Annotated in this window: 17 protein-coding genes; 6 read left to right on the plus strand and 11 right to left on the minus strand. The window is 71.0% G+C overall.

Annotated elements, in window-relative coordinates:
* Positions 1-2 precede the first annotated feature (2 nt).
* Both BDW27_RS14025 and BDW27_RS14030 read right to left on the minus strand, forming a co-directional pair.
* Positions 3-836, minus strand: a complete 834-nt coding sequence (locus BDW27_RS14025; protein WP_017542826.1) for a Na(+)/H(+) antiporter subunit C — start codon at positions 834-836, stop codon at positions 3-5.
* Positions 833-3793, minus strand: coding sequence for a Na+/H+ antiporter subunit A (locus BDW27_RS14030; RefSeq protein WP_110049597.1), 2961 nt, complete (start codon positions 3791-3793; stop codon positions 833-835). Before BDW27_RS14030 ends, BDW27_RS14025 begins: the two co-directional genes overlap by 4 nt.
* Before the next feature lie 245 nt (positions 3794-4038).
* On the opposite strand from BDW27_RS14030, the gene BDW27_RS14035 reads away from it, so the two are divergent.
* The 3 genes from BDW27_RS14035 (at position 4039) to BDW27_RS14045 (ending at position 5952) form a co-directional block, all read left to right on the plus strand.
* Positions 4039-4533, plus strand: coding sequence for a MarR family winged helix-turn-helix transcriptional regulator (locus tag BDW27_RS14035; protein ID WP_017542828.1), 495 nt, complete (start codon positions 4039-4041; stop codon positions 4531-4533).
* Positions 4534-4684: 151 nt separating this feature from the next.
* Positions 4685-5341 carry a ClpP family protease gene (locus BDW27_RS14040; protein WP_110049598.1) on the plus strand — a complete coding sequence of 219 codons (657 nt, stop codon included), beginning with the start codon at positions 4685-4687 and terminating at the stop codon, positions 5339-5341.
* The gene (locus BDW27_RS14045) at positions 5338-5952 is read left to right on the plus strand and encodes an ATP-dependent Clp protease proteolytic subunit (RefSeq protein WP_110049599.1); all 615 of its coding nucleotides are present in this window, start codon (positions 5338-5340) and stop codon (positions 5950-5952) included. The genes BDW27_RS14040 and BDW27_RS14045 overlap by 4 nt, the downstream gene beginning before the upstream one ends.
* A 102-nt stretch (positions 5953-6054) precedes the next feature.
* Here the strand turns inward: BDW27_RS14045 and BDW27_RS28075 are convergent, their stop codons facing one another.
* Positions 6055-6522 carry a helix-turn-helix domain-containing protein gene (locus BDW27_RS28075; protein ID WP_017542831.1) on the minus strand — a complete coding sequence of 156 codons (468 nt, stop codon included), beginning with the start codon at positions 6520-6522 and terminating at the stop codon, positions 6055-6057.
* Between the two features lie 474 nt (positions 6523-6996).
* Between BDW27_RS28075 and BDW27_RS14055 the strand changes: the two genes are divergently transcribed.
* The gene (locus BDW27_RS14055) at positions 6997-7257 is read left to right on the plus strand and encodes a GlsB/YeaQ/YmgE family stress response membrane protein (protein ID WP_017542832.1); all 261 of its coding nucleotides are present in this window, start codon (positions 6997-6999) and stop codon (positions 7255-7257) included.
* Between the two features lie 35 nt (positions 7258-7292).
* Here the strand turns inward: BDW27_RS14055 and BDW27_RS14060 are convergent, their stop codons facing one another.
* Positions 7293-8228 carry a Gfo/Idh/MocA family protein gene (locus tag BDW27_RS14060; protein WP_110049600.1) on the minus strand — a complete coding sequence of 312 codons (936 nt, stop codon included), beginning with the start codon at positions 8226-8228 and terminating at the stop codon, positions 7293-7295.
* Between the two features lie 377 nt (positions 8229-8605).
* On the opposite strand from BDW27_RS14060, the gene BDW27_RS14065 reads away from it, so the two are divergent.
* Complete coding sequence (locus tag BDW27_RS14065) at positions 8606-9478, plus strand: hypothetical protein (RefSeq protein ID WP_110049601.1); 873 nt, start codon at positions 8606-8608, stop codon at positions 9476-9478.
* Positions 9479-9582: 104 nt separating this feature from the next.
* Here BDW27_RS14065 and galK read toward each other — a convergent pair whose 3' ends face one another.
* The 5 genes from galK to BDW27_RS14090 are packed head-to-tail and all read right to left on the minus strand — an operon-like array spanning position 9583 to position 14534.
* Positions 9583-10725: a galactokinase gene (gene galK / locus BDW27_RS14070; RefSeq protein ID WP_110049602.1), complete on the minus strand. Its 1143-nt coding sequence runs from the start codon at positions 10723-10725 to the stop codon at positions 9583-9585.
* On the minus strand, positions 10722-11684 hold the full coding sequence (galE, locus tag BDW27_RS14075) for a UDP-glucose 4-epimerase GalE (RefSeq protein WP_017542836.1): 963 nt from the start codon (positions 11682-11684) through the stop codon (positions 10722-10724). Before galE ends, galK begins: the two co-directional genes overlap by 4 nt.
* A gap of 3 nt (positions 11685-11687) precedes the next feature.
* Positions 11688-12713, minus strand: coding sequence for a galactose-1-phosphate uridylyltransferase (gene galT / locus BDW27_RS14080; RefSeq protein WP_110049603.1), 1026 nt, complete (start codon positions 12711-12713; stop codon positions 11688-11690).
* Positions 12710-13498 carry a DeoR/GlpR family DNA-binding transcription regulator gene (locus BDW27_RS14085; RefSeq protein WP_017542838.1) on the minus strand — a complete coding sequence of 263 codons (789 nt, stop codon included), beginning with the start codon at positions 13496-13498 and terminating at the stop codon, positions 12710-12712. The genes galT and BDW27_RS14085 overlap by 4 nt, the downstream gene beginning before the upstream one ends.
* 37 nt (positions 13499-13535) lie before the next feature.
* On the minus strand, positions 13536-14534 hold the full coding sequence (locus tag BDW27_RS14090; protein ID WP_110049604.1) for an EamA family transporter: 999 nt from the start codon (positions 14532-14534) through the stop codon (positions 13536-13538).
* A 170-nt stretch (positions 14535-14704) separates the two neighbouring features.
* On the opposite strand from BDW27_RS14090, the gene BDW27_RS14095 reads away from it, so the two are divergent.
* A complete protein-coding gene (locus tag BDW27_RS14095; protein ID WP_017542840.1) occupies positions 14705-15211 on the plus strand; it encodes a MarR family winged helix-turn-helix transcriptional regulator in 507 nt (168 codons plus the stop codon).
* A gap of 70 nt (positions 15212-15281) precedes the next feature.
* On the opposite strand, the gene BDW27_RS14100 is transcribed toward BDW27_RS14095, so the two are convergent.
* Both BDW27_RS14100 and thiD read right to left on the minus strand, forming a co-directional pair.
* A complete protein-coding gene (locus tag BDW27_RS14100) occupies positions 15282-15476 on the minus strand; it encodes a CsbD family protein (protein WP_017542841.1) in 195 nt (64 codons plus the stop codon).
* Between the two features lie 107 nt (positions 15477-15583).
* A complete protein-coding gene (thiD, locus tag BDW27_RS14105; RefSeq protein ID WP_017542842.1) occupies positions 15584-16387 on the minus strand; it encodes a bifunctional hydroxymethylpyrimidine kinase/phosphomethylpyrimidine kinase in 804 nt (267 codons plus the stop codon).
* Between the last annotated feature and the right edge of the window lie 12 nt (positions 16388-16399).

Raw genomic sequence — 16399 nt, forward strand, 5'->3', positions numbered from 1 at the left:
GGTCAGTCGTTCCCTTGCAGATCGCTGTCCTCCGCACGAGCCAGGCGTTCGCGCTCGGCCCGCATGGTCTGGCTCGCCTGGCGCCGCTGCGAACGGATGCGGCGGCGCAGCTCGCGCCACAGCTCGCGTTCGGCGGCGCGGTCGGCGCGCCGGTGCTCACGCAGCCTCTTCCGGCCGAGCCGGATGCGACCGCGCAGCTCCGTGACCTGGTTGACCATGCTCTGCTGACGGTCGGTCAGACGGCGCACGGTCTCCTCGGAGCGTTCGTCGCCCTGGCCGTCCTCGGCCTCGACCTCGAACCGGGCCAGCTCGGCCTGGGCGGCCGCGATCTCCGCCTTGATGCGGGCCTGTTCGGCCAGCTCCTGGGCGTCGGCCGCGGCGATGGTCGCCTGGAGTTCGGCGCGCTGGCGGCGGATGTCCGCCCGCAGCCGTCGGCGCTCCTGGAGGAAACGCTGACGCACGGCACGGCGGCCCTCGCCCTGCACGATCCTGAGGTCCTCGGCGTCGTCCTGGACCTCGTCGTTGCCCTCCAGCTGCCAGCTCCGGTAGGCCAGTGCCAGCAGGAACGCGGTGATACCGAGGGTGATGACGATCGCCGTCAGGATCATCGCCTGGGGCAGCGGGTCCGTCATCTCGTCGTTGGTCGGCGTGAACCACAGGACCGGCGGACCGCCGGCCTGCCCGGCCATGGCCAGGATCATCAGGTTGACGCCGTTGCTCATCACGATGAAGCCCAGCAGCACGCGGGTGAGGCTGCGCTCCAGGAGGAGCACGACGCCGACCGCCACGAGGACGCCGATGACGATGACGAGGGTCAGGCTGGGTGACTCGCTCACGAGGTGACCTCCTCTGCACGGGCGGCGGTTCCGGGCGCGGAGCCCTCTTCCTCCGCGTGCGCGGCGTCGCGCTCGATCTGTTCGTCGATGCGGGCGCCGAGACTGCGCAGGATGTCCAGGATCAGGCCGATCACCAGCAGGTAGACCCCGATGTCGAAGAACAGCGAGACCGTGATGTGCGGGCTGCCCAGGATTCCGAGGTTGACGTACCAGTCGTTTCCGGCGAGCACGTCCCCGCCGAAGATCGCGCCGCCGATGGCGACACCGGTGGCCAGCGCCAGACCGGCGCCGATCAGGGCGCCCGGCTGCACCCAGGCGGTGGCGTACAGCTCGAACCTGCCGCCCGCGAGGTAGCGGACGATGAACGCCAGGCCCGCCACGATGCCGCCGGCGAAACCTCCGCCGACGTCGGTGTGGCCGGTGAGCATCAGGTACAGCGAGATCGCCATGATCACCGGGAAGAGGAAGCGCGAGACCACCTCGAAGATCAGCGACCGGCGTTCGGTGGGCAGGCTGTCCGCCCCCGGCAGCCAGGTGCGGTTCCACTGCGGCTTCACGTGCATGCTCTGCGGGGCCACCCGGAGGTTGCCCAGGTCCACGCTTCCGTGCCCGTTGGTGGGCTCGGGGGGCTTGGTGACGGACAGCGCCATCACGCCGCCCGGGGCCTTGCGGGGCTGGGCCCTGCGCCGGACGAACATCAGGCTGGCGACACCGGCGGCCGCGGCGGCGAGCACCGAGATCTCACCCATGGTGTCCCAGGCACGGACGTCCACCAGCAGGACGGAGATGATGTTGTAGCCGCCCGCCTCCTCTGCCGCGGCCGGGTAGCCCTCGGAGATCGAGGGCTGTAGGCGCCCGGCCAGCGCGAACCAGGTCATCGTGGCCACCATCAGACCCGTGGCGAGCCCGATCGTCATGTTCCAGATCCGGCGGCCCTTGAGGGCCGGTGCCGAGAAGTGGGACGGGAAGCGGCGCAGCACCAGGACGAAGACCACCAGGCTGACGGTCTCGACGAGGAACTGGGTGAGCGCGATGTCCGGTGCGCCCTGGAGGTAGAAGAGCGCGGCGACGCCGTACCCGCCGATGCCGACGAGGATCACCGCGAACAGGCGGCGTCGCACGAACAGGATGAACAGGCAGGTGATGACGATGATCAGGGCCGGGATGACCTGGACCGGGGTGTCCCAGAGCCGGAGCTGCGGGTTGGGCCCGTCCCAGATCCGGCCGGTGATCATCGGGATCCCGGCCGCCACGACCAGCACGATCAGGATGGTGCCGAGATAGACCGGGAGCGAACCGCGCTGGGTGCTTCCGGTGACCTGGAGGGCCAGGTTCTCCAGCCCGGCGAGCATCCGCCGGTAGTTGCGCTCGGGGTTGACGAAGGCCAGGCGGGTGCCCAGCCACACCACCCGGTTGCGGAAGTAGAAGAGCACCAGACCGCCGACCACGCAGACCGCGGACAGCAGGAGCGGCAGCTCCCAGCCGTGCCACAGGGCGAGGTAGCTCTGGTACGTCTCGTGGTCCCCCATCGGGACGGTGTCGGCGTAGACCGCGAAGAGGGGGTCGGCCCAGTAGGAGAGGAGACCGCCGAACAGGCTGAGCGCAGCCAGGGTCACGGCCGGGGCGAGGAAGAGCGCTCCGGGGGCGTGGACCGGGGTGGGCTGGACGCCCTCCTTGTCGAAGAAGGCGCCCCACATGAAGCGGAGGCTGTAGGCGACCGTCAGGGTCGAGCCCAGGACCAGGCCCACCAGGACCACGGTGTCGAGTGTTCCGCCGTGGGTGTAGGCGCCGAAGGCCAGTTCCTTGGCGGCGAAGCCCGCCGTGGGTGGCAGACCGGCCATGGAGGCCATGGCCACGATCGAGACCCAGTAGGTGGTGGGCATGGACTGGCGCAGGCCGGACAGCTCACGCAGGTCCCGTGTCCCGGTGCTGTGGTCGATGATGCCGACCACGAGGAAGAGGGGGGCCTTGAACAGTGAGTGCGCGACCAGCATGGCCAGACCGGCGAGGGCGGCGGCGCGGGTCCCCGTGCCCAGCAGGGCGATGAGGAACCCGAGCTGGCTGATGGTGCCGTAGGCCAAGACCAGCTTGAGGTCGTACTGGCGCAGGGCCTTCCACCCGGCGAGGACCATGGTGACCACGCCGAAGAACAGCGCCATGCCCTGCCAGACCGGGACGTCCCCGAAGGCCGGGGTGAGGCGGGCGACCAGGTAGACGCCGGCCTTGACCATCGCCGCGGCGTGCAGGTAGCCGGACACCGGAGTGGGGGCCTGCATGGCGGCGGGCAGCCACAGGCTGAACGGGAACAGCGCCGACTTGGACATGGCGCCGATCATGATCAGCACCAGGGCCCAGGTGACCACGGGACCCGTGGCGGGCGGATCGGCGACGATCTCGGAGATCACGTAGGTCCCGGCGGTCTCGCCGAGCATGATCATGCCGACGAGCATGGCCAGACCGCCGAAGGTGGTGACGGTCAGGGCCGTCATCGCCGCCCGGCGGCTCTCCTTCATCTCGGCGTTGTGTCCGACGAGGAGGTAGGAGAAGACCGTGGTCAGCTCCCAGTAGATGAAGAGCTGGATGAGGTCGTCGGCCAGCACGAGGCCGAGCATGGCCCCGGCGAAGGCGACGAACACACCGGCGAAGCGTCCGAGACCGGGCTCGGAGTCGTTGAAGTAACGCGCGCAGTAGATCAGGATCAGCGTGCCCACGCCAGCGGCGATGAGCGTCATGACCAGGCCGAGGGCGTCCATGTGGAGGCCGAGCCGGAGCGAGAACTGGGGTGCCCACGCGACGGACTCGGAGAGGCTCTCGCCGTTGAGGATGGCGGGGAGCTGGAAGAGGGCCCACACGGTGGCCAGACCCGGGACGATCGCGAGCGCGTAGAAGCCGTTACGGCCCCAGAGGCGCACCAGTAACGGTGCGACCGCAGCTGTGATGAAATGCGCGACCAGCACTGTTGTCAATGCGCCCCTCCCGGACCGGTCCGGGCCCACCCGGGTGTTCGGGCGGACGTCCACGCCCCGCAGCAAACAACTCCGCCACAACCGGATCAGTGGACGGGGTGTCGTTACCGTTTTGAGGGGGCATGGATTAACTTGAACTTGCGTGCGCAAGCTATTTAATAGCTAGACTACACAAACGTCAAACCTCCGCGCGGGTCGAGGACCCGCGTCACTGCCCAGCCTGCGAGGACCGTTTCGTGCCCGACGAGACCCCCGAGCCCTGTTCTGATCAGCAGGAATCACCCGAGCCCAACGCTGCCGAACTCGAGGAGTTCCAGCGTGTGTGGACCGAACTGATCAACGCCGCGCTCCATGCCCGATCGCGGGGCGGGCACGGGCATCGCGGTGCCGAAGAACTCACCCTGACACAGTCGTTGCTGATGGAAGCGGTACGCGGCATGGACCAACCCAGTGTCGGTGCGGTTGCTCACATCGTCGGCGTGTCGTCCCCTTCGGCCACCCGGATGATCCAACAGCTGGAGCGCAAGGGGATGATGGCCCGGCGCCGCTCCGAACGTGACGAACGCAGCACCGTGGTCGCCATCACGGACGAGGGCGAGCGGGTCCTGGCCGAGCGGCGCAAGTACATGGAGCGCAAACAGCGCCAGGTCTTCGACGCGATAAGGCCGTCCCTGCGGCCGGTGGTCCTCGACGTCCTGCGGGACCTGCGCGAAGCCATAGACGACACCTGACCGCCGCCGCCCCTCGCCCGCCCAGTCTGCCCGTGGCAGATCTGCCCCAGGCCGAAAAAGTGGAGGTCAGAGCTCTCCCCAGCCCAGGCTGAGAGTACCGGCCGGAACGGACACGCGGTCCGTTCCGCAGACGCCGGACCGAGGAGAGCTCATGCCGATCCACCAACAGCTCGTCGCGGAGCACCCGCCGAGCGGGACCTTCGACGACCAACTGGCCGCCCGGCTGCTGCGGAGCCGCGTCGTGCTCCTGGGAACCCAGGTCGACGAGGAGAGCGCCAACCGAGTCTGCGCCCAGCTTCTCCTGCTCGCCGACGAGGACCCGCACCGGGACATCACCCTGGCGATCAACAGCCCCGGGGGAGTGGTCTCCGCCGGGCTCGCCATCTACGACACGATGAACTTCGTCCCCAACGACGTGTCCACCCTCGTCATGGGGTTCGCCGCGAGCATGGGGCAGTTCCTGGCCTGCACCGGTGCGCCCGGCAAGCGGTACAGCCTGCCGCACGCCCGGATCATGATGCACCAGCCGTCCGGGGGGCTGGGCGGTACGGCGGCCGACATCGCCATCCAGGCCGAGAACCTCGCGCACACCAAGCGCACCATGATCGAGCTGATCGCCCGGCACAGTGGCCAGAGCGAGGAGACCATCGCCGAGGACCAGCACCGGGACGCCTGGTTCACCGCGGAGGAGGCCCGCGCCTACGGGTTCGTCGACCACGTGGTGGCGTCGGTCGACCAGATGGAGGGCGCGATGCGCCTGGGTCGGGGATCGACCGGCTTCGGTGCGCGGACGGGGGGCACCAGATGAGCGGGCGCTACACGGTGCCGATGGTCGTCGAGCGGACCCCGAGCGGAGAGCGTTCGTTCGACGTGTTCAGCAGGCTGCTGTCCGAACGCATCATCTTCCTGGGCACGCCGATCGACGACGACGTGGCCAACGTGGTCATGGCGCAGATGCTCCACCTGGACTACGAGAGCCCGGACCTGGACATCCAGCTGTACATCAATTCGCCGGGCGGCTCGAACACCGCGCTGACGGCCATCTACGACACGATGAGCTTCGTCCGCGCGGACGTGGCCACGGTGTGCATGGGGCAGGCCGCCTCCGCCGCAGCGGTACTGCTCGCCGCCGGCGCCCCCGGCAAACGGGCGGCGCTGGAGCACTCCCGGGTGCTGCTGCACCAACCGTCCACGGAGGGGCGGGGCGAGGCCGCGGACCTGGAGATCCAGGCCGCCGAGATCCTGCGGGTCCGGTCCCAGGTGGAGGAGATCCTGTCGCGGCACACCGGTCAGACCCAGGAGCGGCTGCGGGCCGACACCGACCGGGACAAGATCTTCACGGCTCACCAGGCCCGGGAGTACGGGCTGGTGGACGGGGTCATCACCACCCGGGAGCTGACGGCCCCGGCCGCCGCCTGAGGTGAGAGGTGCGGCCCCGGGCTTGAGAGCCCGGGGCCGCGGGCAGCGCGCGGCTTGGGATGGGCCGGACGCGATGCCGTCCATGAGCGGGGGATGCGGGGGTCAGGCTGCCAGGGATACCACGCCGTCGCGGCGGCCCTGCGCGACCGGTGACGTGAACACGCCACCGAGACCGCTGCGGACGAGTCTGCCGGAGACGTCCGTGACGGACACGCGGTTGACGACCTGGTTGGGCACGGGGGCCGGACGCCGGGTGGCCGCACCGTACTGGGCGACGAGGGTGCGCCGGTGGAGTTCGCCGAGCACGTCGATGATGCTCAGGCCCAGGGAACGGTAGATCGCGGCGAGGACCTCCGAGGAGGCCTCCTTGCGGCCGCGTTCGACCTCCGACAGGTAGGGGAGCGAGACCTGGGCGTCCTCGGCCACCTCACGCAGGGTGCGGCCCTGTTCCACGCGGGTGCGGCGGAGCAGGTCACCGATGAGGTCGCGCATCAGGGGTTCGGCGGGGCGTGCTCGGGAGCGATTCCCCTCGCGGGCCTCGTCCATCGTGCGCAGGACGCCTTCGGACATCGGTGCCTCCCGTGTTGCCGTGTCCCGACCCTTCGAGCCTACGCCGCCGGAGTGCGGTAGCGGGAGGGGTTCCGGTGGCCTTATGCGGACGGCAGAAGCCGGACGAAGTCCTACGGAGCGGGCGGAGCGGTGCGCCCCCGTGGGGGAACACGGACCCGGTGCGCACGGAGACCCGGTGCACGGAGACCCGGTGCACACGGCGACCCGGTGACCGTGGACTCCCACAGACAGCCCGTCCGCGGCCCGTACCCCCTCGCCCGGCTGTGGGCGGCCACAGCCGGGTCGGTCCACCGGCCCTCGCCCCGGGCGCCGTGCCGAGCGGGACTCGACCCGGCACCTGGTCGTTCCCGGCGATCGTGCGTCTTGCGGCACTACGTCTTGAAGTGCACAAAGCGGGGCAAAACCTTTGTTTTGTCCGGTGTCCACGGCCTTCGGAGCGGGAACGGGGAGGACGCGTCTACTTGGGGAGGGCTCGTGGAGATCACAGGAATCATCACCGCGATCATTGTTGGTCTGATCATCGGTGCGCTCGGACGTCTCATCGTTCCCGGCAAGCAGCACCTGCCCATCTGGCTGACCCTGCTCCTGGGCATCGTCGCCGCCTTCATCGGTGGCTGGATCGCGAGCCTCTTCACGGGGTTCTGGCTGTTCGTGCTGATCGTCCAGGTCCTGGTCGCCGCGGCGATCGTGTACCTCGCGGACGGCATGTACTCCAAGAACACCAGAACGGCCTGATCCGCCGCCAAACGACTCGACCCGAGGCCGCCACCTCAGCCCGAGGCCACCGGACGCGATCCGGTGGCCTCGGCCACGCGCACGGTCCGGCCCGAGCCAGCGGAGGCCTCCGCCGCCGCGAGCACGGCCACGACCTCCCGGCCGAACCGCACGTCACAGGGGTCCCCGGCGCCCTCCCGGAGCTGCGCCAGCAGACGGTCGACGGCCGACCCGAAGGCCTCGACGGCGCTCCGGTCACCACCCGGAACCGAGCGCCACCCGTGTTCGCCGTAGAGGTCCACGGAGAAGGCCCCCGCCTCCGGTGCGGCGTCCAGCGTCACCGACAGCGAACCCACCGCCCCGCTCGTGTGCCGGGTGAGCACGTGAACGCTGTCCCGGGGGCCCGGGACCGCGGTGACCTCCTCGACCGTCCCGAGGACGGGCAGCACCACCGAGAGCACGTGCGGGCCCACGTCCCACAGTCCGCCCTTCTCCCGGCGCCAGGGTGAGGCCCCGTAGGGGTTGCCCGGCTGGAAGATCGACGCGAACAGGGTCGCCCGCACACCGTCCCAGCCGCCGTCGTCGGCGGCCTGACGCAGGAAGTCGTTCACCGACTCGGAGAAACGGCTGGTGAAGAAGACCACGGAGGCCAGACCACGCGCCTCGGTCTCGGCGACGACCGCGTCGGCGGCCTCGACGGACAGGGCCAGCGGTTTGTCCAACAGCAGGTGCTTCCCGGCCCGGGCCGCGCGCAGCGCCAGGTCACCCTGGACGTCCGGGGGGAGGGCGATCGCGACGGCGTCGACGTCGGCGAGGAGCGCGTCCACGTCCTCGTAGGGCCGCGTGCCGAGCCCCTCGGCCAGCTCCGCCGCCTTCGCGGGGTCGCGCCCCCACACCCCGACCAGGGTGGTCTCCGGATGCGCGGCCAACGCCGCGCCATGGGTCCCGGTCGCCCAGAAGCCCGTGCCCAACAGTCCGAACCGCACTCCCATAGGACCCTCCCGGTGTCTGTGGTCTTGCCCCTGCCAACGCAACCCTGGCCCACGGGAACGCTCCCAGCAAGGCCCAGGCCCGGATTGGTCGCCCGACCATCGGGAAGGGGGCCGCCCGGGCGTTCGGGGACCCTCCGGAGTGGCCAGGTCCGGACGCGCGGTCCGGGAGCGCTTCCGGTGTCCGCGCTGGTGAAGGGGGCTTTATCCCAAAACGGTCCTCCTCGCGGAGCCCGGGGCGGCCCGTGAAACTCCTGGTGGAATCCTCCGGTCTCGACCATCATGGGCACTTGTGAGTACCGGGACTGGTCCGGCCAGCGGGAACGTCGGCGGCCTGGAGACCGGCCGGTGCGCGTGTTCGCCACGAAGGGGGCCAGCCCGTGGACACCGACCAGATGAAGGACGCTCCTCAGGACACCGTTCGGTTCGACTTCGAGGGGCCGGAAGAGGCCAACGACTGGATGCGCGTCCACATGGAATCTCTGCGGGCCTGCGCGCACTGGGCCGAGCACGAGTCCGGGACGGTCGAGGACCGGTCCCACGCACTCCTCGAAGCGGGGCTGCGCGCGGCACGCGCGCTCGGGGACAAGGGGTTGGAGTCATGGGTCCGCCACCTCCGGGGCCTGGCCCTGCTGGACTCCGGGGACCTGGAGGGCGCCGACCAGGAGTTCGTCGCCTCCCTCATGCTGGCCGAGACCCACGGCGACGACCGGGCCCGCGCCGCGTCCCTGGAGGCCCGGGGCGTCGTCGCCCAGCGGGACCGGCGCGACCAGGAGGCGCTGGACCTGTTCGACCTGGTCGAACCGCTCCGGGACCCGAAGGGCCGCCCCCGGGGGACGGCCGTGTTGGACCTCCTGCGCGGACGGTCCCTGGTGACCCTGGGCCGTTTCGACCACGCTTTGGAACGGCTGGACGCGGCCCGGGAGGTGTTCGCCCCGTCCGGCGGAGGGGCGGTGGACGAGGTCAACCTCGCCAGGGTCCGGCTGGAGCGGGGCCGTGCGCTCAACGGCAAGCGCCGTGGAGAGGAGGCCCGGGACGAACTGGAACTCTCCCTGGCCGGCTTCGAGGCCCGGGGCCACACCGTGCAGATGGCCCGGGTCCGTGAGGCGCTCGCCGGGGTGACGCAGCTGGCCGGAGAGAAGAACTGGATGGACCACCTGCTGGAGGCCGAACGGCTCTACCGCGAGGTCGGCAGCGAGGCCGAGGCGGAGCGCATCCGCTCGTTCCTGCCCCGGGGCCGTTCCGGAGGGTGAAGCGGATCTTCCGGGGATGACGCGTAGAGCAGCTGGCGGTCTGCGGCGGGCCGAGGGTGTCCCCGCCACGGCCCGGTGGTGACGGCCCGGTTCCCGGGCGCCGTTCAGCTCAGGCGGCGGGCTCCCGGCGAGGGCAGGGCGGTGAACACCACCGGTTCGGCGAATCCGTGTTCCGCGAAGGCGGCGCGGACCGCCTTGTCGCAGTCCTGCGCGCCCTCGGCCTCCACCAGGGCGATGACGCAGCCGCCGAAGCCGCCGCCGGTGATCCGCGCCCCCAGTGCCCCCGAGGACAGGGCGGCCGCCACCGCCGTGTCCACCTCGGGAACGCTCACCTCGAAGTCGTCCCGCAGGGAGGCGTGCGAGGCGGTGAACAGCGGACCCGCCTCGCGGGGACGACCGGCTCTGAAGAGGGCCACCGTCTCCAGCACCCGGGCGTTCTCGGTGACCACGTGCCGCACCCTGCGGCGGACCACCGGATCAGGGAGCGCGGCCAGCGCTCCTGGGAGGTCCTCGACGGAGACGTCCCGCAGCGCCCTGACGCCCAGGGCGCGGGCGGCCTCCTCACAGGAGCGGCGCCGCTCGGCGTAGGCGCCCTCGACCAGCCGACGCGGGGCCCGGGTGTCCACCACCAGCAGCGAGATCCCGTGCGCGGCCGGGTCGAACGGAACCTGCTCGGTCTCCAGCGAACGGCAGTCCAGGAACAGCGCCCGTCCCTCGTCGGCCAGCATCACCGCGGACTGGTCCATGATCCCGCAGGGCATCCCCACGAAGTCGTTCTCCGACCGCTGGGCCAGCCGTGCCACCTCGGCCGGGGCCGGGCCCGACCCGTGCAGGCCGGTGGCGGCCAGGATCGTCGCGCAGCACACCGCCGCGGACGTGGACAGCCCGGTGCCGGTGGGGATGCGGCTCTCCACCCACAGGTCCAGGCCGCCGATGCCGTACCCCTCGTCGGCCAGGGCCCACAGCGCGCCTGCCTGGTAGGCGGCCCAGCCGGGCACCGTGCCGGGGGACAGGTCGGCCAGCCGCGCCTCGAAGGTGTCGGGGAACTCCCGCGACCGCAGCCGCACCCGGTCGTCCGGGCGGCGCGCGGCGGCCACGGTCAGCGAGTGGGGCAGGGCGATGGGGAGGGCGAAACCGTCGTTGTAGTCGGTGTGCTCGCCGATGAGGTTGATCCGCCCCGGAGCGGTCCACACCCCCTCCGGCTCCGCACCGAAGGCCTCTCGGAACTCCGTCGCGACACCGTTCACCGGGAGACCTCCCCGGCGCGGGCGAACGCCCAGGCGTCCGCCACGATCTCGTCCAGGCCACGGGAGGGTTCCCAGCCCAGCTCCTGGCGGGCCCGTTCGACACCGGCGACCAGCACCGCCGGGTCACCGGCCCTCCTGGGCCCCTCCACCACCGGAACGGGGTGCCCGGTGACCCGGCGCACGGCGGCCAGGACCTCGCGCACAGTGGAGCCGCCGCCTCCACCCAGGTTGAACACCCGGTGGGTTCCCGGCGCCACGTGCTCCAGCGCTCTCAGGTGGGCGTCGGCGAGGTCGGCCACGTGCAGGTAGTCGCGGACGGCGGTGCCGTCCGAGGTCGGGTAGTCGGTGCCGAACACCGTGGCGTGCGGGACCTCCCCGGAGGCCACCCGGAGCAGGTTCGGGATGAGGTGGGTCTCGGGATCGTGCCGTTCGCCGAAGCCCAGGTGGGCCCCGGCCACGTTGAAGTAGCGCAGGCTCACCGCGCCCAACCCGTGTGCCCGCGCCCACCCGGCCAGCATGTGGTCGACGGCGAGCTTGCTCGCCCCGTAGGGGTTGGTGGGCATCGCCGGGTCGGACTCCCGCAGCGGCGCGTCCGAGGGCGGGTCGCCGTAGGTGGCGGCGGTGGAGGAGAACACCAGACGGCGCACGCCGTGGGTCCGTGCGGCCTCCAGCAAAGCCAGGGTGCCGCCCACGTTGGTGTCCCAGTACGGCCCCGGGTCCTCGACGGACTCGCCGACCAGGGACCTCGCGGCCAGGTGCACCACGCCGTCGAACGACGGGTCGAGAACGTCCGCGGCGGCGCGCAGGTCCCCCTCGACCAGGGTCGCGCCCGGGTGGACCGCGTCCCGGTGCCCGGCGTGCAGCGCGTCGAGCACGGTGACCTCGTGCCCGGCCTCGGTCAGGAGCGCCGTGACGACGCTGCCGACGTAACCGGCACCGCCGGTGACGAGGAGTTTCACGGATCAGGCCTCTCGGAGTCGTCGGGCCGTGGTCTCGGGGGCCACGTCGTTGCTGAACACGCCCGCGCCGGACTCGGTCCCGGCCAGGTACTTGAGTCTGCCCGGGGCGCGGCGCACGGAGAACAGTTCGAGGCGCAGACGGGCCAGCCCGCGCGCCTCGGCGTCGTGGGCGGGGGCCTGGTGCCAGGCCGAGATGTAGGGCAGCGGGGTGTCGTAGAGCCGGTCCGCCCGGGCGAGGAGGTCGGAGTAGAGATCGGCGAGGGCGGAGCGCTCGCCGGAGTCCAGGGCGGGCAGGTCGGGCACGGCGCGGTGGGGGTAGACGTGGACCTCCACGGGCCAGCGCGCGGCCTCGGGGACGAAGGCCGTCCAGTGCTCGTTGCGCAGCACCACACGGGGTCCGGCGCTCTCGGCTGCCAGGATGTCGGCGAACAGGTCGCCCCCGGTCGCGGCGCGGTGCCGCCGAGCGGAGTCGAGGTCGCGTTCGGCCCGGGGGGTGACGAAGGGGAGCGCGTAGATCTGCCCGTGCGGATGGTGCAGGGTCACGCCGATCTCCGGTCCCCGGTTCTCGAAGACGTACACGTGCGCGACCTCGGGCCGGGCGGACAGCTCCTCGGTCCGGTCCGCCCAGGCGTCGATGATCGTGCGAACGCGACGGGGACCGAGAGCGGCGAGCGAGGTGTCGTGGTCGGAGGAGAAGCAGACCACCTCACAACGGCCCTCGGAGCCGCTGAGGGCGGGGAAGCGGTTCTCGAAGACCGCGACGTCGTAGGACGAGGAGGGCACCTCGGTGAGGCGGTCGCCATGGGAGGGGCACAGCGGGCACTCGTCGCTGGGCGGCAGGTGGGTGCGGTCCTGGCGGTGTGCGGCGATGACCACCCACTCGCGCCGGAGCGGGTCCCAGCGCAGCTCCGAGCCGGAGGCGGCGGGCGGCAGGTCGCGCCGGTCCGGGACCTCCTCGCGGGCACCGCCCTCCTCGTCGTAGTAGATGATCTCGCGGCCGTCGGCCAGCCGTGTGGCGGTCTTCCTCATCCGTGCTCCCGGGGGACGTCGGTGACCACGAGGCGGCCCACGCGGTCCTGGAGGGTCTCACGTGCGGAGGGGGTGATCCGGTCGTCGGTGACGAGCACGTCGCAGCGGTCCAGCGGGGCGATGGTGCTGATCCCCACGGTGCCCCACTTGGTGTGGTCGGCGGCGACCACCAGGGTCGCGGCCGCCTCCACCAGGGCCCGGTTGGTCTCGGACTCCATCAGGTTGGGTGTGGTGAACCCGGCTCGATCATGGATGCCGTGCACGCCCAGGACCAGGGTGTCCAGGTTGATCCCGCGCACGGAGGCCAGGGCCATCGGGCCCACGAGGGCGTCGGAGGGGGTACGGAATCCGCCGGTGAGCGCCACGGTCTGGTCGGTGCGCTCGGAGCGGTACAGGACCTCGGCCACGTGGATCGAGTTGGTGATGACGGTCAGCCCGGGGGTCTCCCGCAGGTACTCGGCGACCAGGGCGGTGGTGGTCCCGGCGGACAGCCCCACGGCGCTGTGTGGTTCGACCAGACCGGCGACGGCCCTGGCGATCGTGTGCTTCTCCTCGGACTGGAGCGTGGACTTCGCCTCGAACCCGGGTTCCGTGGTGCGGGCGCCCTCGGGGGCGACGGCGCCGCCGTGGACCTTGACCAGTGACCCCCGGTGCTCCAGCGCGTCGAGGTCGCGCCGGATGGTCATGTCGGACACGGCGAGGGAGTCGACCAGGTCGGTGACACGGACGCCGCCGTCCCGTCGGACCTGTTCGAGGATCAGCTCTCGCCGTTGTGCGGCCAGCATCCGGCTCCCATGATCGGAAATGTGTGATCTTGTTTATTTACGGTGCCTTGTTGCTGTGTCTGTTGTCAATGGTGCGATCTGTCTGACGGAATCTGTTGGTTTCCGTCATGGATCCGTTGGTCTCGCCGGTCCTGGCCAATCGGGGTCGGTCCTCGTTCCCCTTCCGGGCGGGCCGGTGTGAGGTGAGCTGGACCAGCAGCACAGCACCGATCGCGGCGAGGGCACCCGCCCCCTGTGCGGGGGTGAGGGTCTCGTCGAGCACGAGGAACCCCAGGAGGGTGGCGGTGAGCGGACTGGCGAAGGACAGGAAGGACACCGCCAGCGCGGGCAGCCGCTCCAGACCCCGGAACCAGACCAGGTAGGAGAGCAGAGCCCCGACCAGGCCCAGATACGTGTAGCCCGCCAGGTTGGCGGCGCTGAGGCTCGCGGGCAGCCCCTCCAGGAGCAGGGTGGGGGGAAGCAGGACCAGCCCGCCCGCGGTGAGCTGCCAGCCGGTGGCTCCCAGCAGGCTCACCCCCGCAGGGCGCCCCCAGTGCTTGGTGAGCACGAGGCCGGTGCCCATGGACACCGCGGCGCACAGACCGGCCAGGATCCCCACGGGGTTCAGGGCGGTCTCCGGGCCCGCCACGAGCAGCCCCACGCCGGAGGCCCCGAGCAGGCAGGCGAGCAGGTGCGTCAGCCTGAGCCGGTCACCCAGCAGCAGGGCCGCCAGGAGCATGACGATCACCGGCTGGACCGCCATCACCAGGGCGGCGACCCCTCCGGGGAGCAGGTAGGCGGCCACGTACAGCAGGTAGAGGAAGGCGCCGATGTTGAGGGTGCCCAGGATCAGCGAACGCCACCACCACACCCCCGAGGGCAGCGTCCGGGCGAACAGCACCAGCAGGAGTCCCGCTGGCAGAGCGCGCAGGAGCGCGGCCAGCAGGGGGCGGTCCGGTGGGAGGAGCTCGGTGGTGACCAGGTAGGTGCTGCCCCAGACCACGGGTGCCAGGGCGGTGACCAGCGAGTCGCCGAGGATCCGTCCGCGCCCGCTCACGTCGCCCGCGTGGTGGATCCGAGGGGTGGGACCAGGGCGAGGCCGAGGGAGCGGACGGTCTTAGTGACGGGGGGTGTCATCTGCCAACCCTTCGATGTCGAACTGTTCGATGCCGAAAGATTACGCGAAGGGTTCGGGGTAGGTCAAGGACGCGGCGCTATGATCGCCGGATGAACGACGCCGTCGACCTCTTCCTCGCCCAGTGGGCCCGCGAACGGCCCGACCTCGACGCCTCCCCGATGGGGGTGATCGGTCGGATGAACCGCTTGCAGCAGCTGCTGGGGCGCAGGGTCGCCGACCTCCTGGCCGAGTACGACCTGGAGCGCTGGGAGTTCGACGTGCTGGCCACTCTGCGGCGGTCCGGGGAGCCCTACCAGCTGACCGCCAGGGACCTGGTCCGGATGATGATGGTGGGTTCGGCGGCCATGACGCACCGGGTCGACCGCCTCGTGCGCAAGGAACTGGTCCACCGTCAGGTCGACCCGGCGAGCAGACGCCGTGTCCTGGTCACCCTCACCGACAAGGGTCTGGCTCTGGTGGACGGCGCGGTCGCGGGGCACGTGGACAACGAGGCCCGTCTGCTCGACGGTCTGAGCAAGGAGGAGCAGGACCAGCTCGCCGACCTGATGCGCGCCCTGCTGCTCTCCCTGGGCGACACCGCGCCCGAGGTGCCCTGACCCCGCCGCACGACGAGGGGGAGGTCCCGTGTGGGAACCTCCCCCTGAAGCCTGGTGTTCGGAGAACGAACTACTCGCGGCCGGGCTTGTCGTCCGGGGTCAGGGCGTCCTTGACCTTCTCGCCAGCCTGCTTGAGCTTGGACTTGGTCTGCTCGGCCTTGCCCTCGGCCTGCCACTGCTCGTTGCCGGTGGCCTTGCCGAGGCCCTCCTTGGCCTTGCCCTTGAACTCGTCGAACTTGTTCTCAGCCTTGTCGCTCTCGGACATGGGAGCCTCCTTCGATCGGATTCACCCACAGCCCTGTCCGATTCACGGGAAAACATTCATGATCGGGGGGACGGATGTGCCTGGAGTGACCGAGGACACCCGTGATCTCAGGCCTGGGCGGGCGCGATCGGCACGACGGAGGCGAAGGGGGCGTGGGTGGCCAGGCGCTCGGCGATACCCTCGCGGACCATGGCCTTCGCGGTGCGCACGGCGTCGCCGACCTCGGCTCCCTTGGCCAGTTCGGCGGTGATCGCGGCGGCGAAGGTGCAGCCCGCCCCGCTCACGCGCTCCTCGCCGATCTTCGGCGCGCTCAGGACGGTGACCTCTTCGCCGTCGAAGTAGACGTCGACGGCGTCGGGGCCGGGCAGCTCGGTGCCGCCCTTGACGACCACGTGCCGGGGGCCGAGTTCGCGGATGCGGCGGGCCGCCTCCACGAGGTCCTCGACGGTCTCGATCGACTCCATCCCGGCGAGGGTGCGGGCCTCGAAGTGGTTCGGGGTGATGACGGTGGCCAGCGGCAGGATCTGCGCGGTCAGGGCCTTGTCCGTGTCCAGGGCGGCGCCGGGCTCCTGGCCCTTGCAGATCAGGACCGGGTCGAGGACCACGTGGCGCCACGGCTGGCGCTGGAGGGCCTCGGAGACCACGTCGATGGTGTCCGGGGTGCCGAGCATGCCGATCTTGACGACGTCGAGGTCGTGGCAGGTGGTGGCCGCCTCGATCTGGTCCGCGATGACGCCCGGGTCGACGGGGACGAACCGGTGGCCCCAGTTCTCCTTCGGGTCGAAGGAGACGATGCAGGTGATCGTCCCCATGCCGTAGACGCCCAGTTCCTGGAAGGCCTTCAGGTCAGCCTGGATGCCGGCGCCGCCGGTGGCCTCCGACCCTGCGATCACGTACGCGCGGTTGGTCATCGCCAACCTCCC

The organism is Nocardiopsis sp. L17-MgMaSL7 (assembly GCF_003182025.1).
Taxonomy (GTDB): domain Bacteria; phylum Actinomycetota; class Actinomycetes; order Streptosporangiales; family Streptosporangiaceae; genus Nocardiopsis; species Nocardiopsis prasina.

Coding starts and splice junctions, on each gene's coding strand:
- BDW27_RS14045 (WP_110049599.1), top strand. CDS start 5,338: ATGAGCGGGCGCTACACGGTGCCGATGGTCGTCGAGCGGACCCCGAGC.
- BDW27_RS14095 (WP_017542840.1), top strand. CDS start 14,705: ATGAACGACGCCGTCGACCTCTTCCTCGCCCAGTGGGCCCGCGAACGG.
- BDW27_RS28075 (WP_017542831.1), bottom strand. CDS start 6,522: ATGTCCGAAGGCGTCCTGCGCACGATGGACGAGGCCCGCGAGGGGAAT.
- BDW27_RS14040 (WP_110049598.1), top strand. CDS start 4,685: ATGCCGATCCACCAACAGCTCGTCGCGGAGCACCCGCCGAGCGGGACC.
- BDW27_RS14085 (WP_017542838.1), bottom strand. CDS start 13,498: ATGCTGGCCGCACAACGGCGAGAGCTGATCCTCGAACAGGTCCGACGG.
- BDW27_RS14060 (WP_110049600.1), bottom strand. CDS start 8,228: ATGGGAGTGCGGTTCGGACTGTTGGGCACGGGCTTCTGGGCGACCGGG.
- thiD (WP_017542842.1), bottom strand. CDS start 16,387: ATGACCAACCGCGCGTACGTGATCGCAGGGTCGGAGGCCACCGGCGGC.
- BDW27_RS14100 (WP_017542841.1), bottom strand. CDS start 15,476: ATGTCCGAGAGCGACAAGGCTGAGAACAAGTTCGACGAGTTCAAGGGC.
- galT (WP_110049603.1), bottom strand. CDS start 12,713: ATGAGGAAGACCGCCACACGGCTGGCCGACGGCCGCGAGATCATCTAC.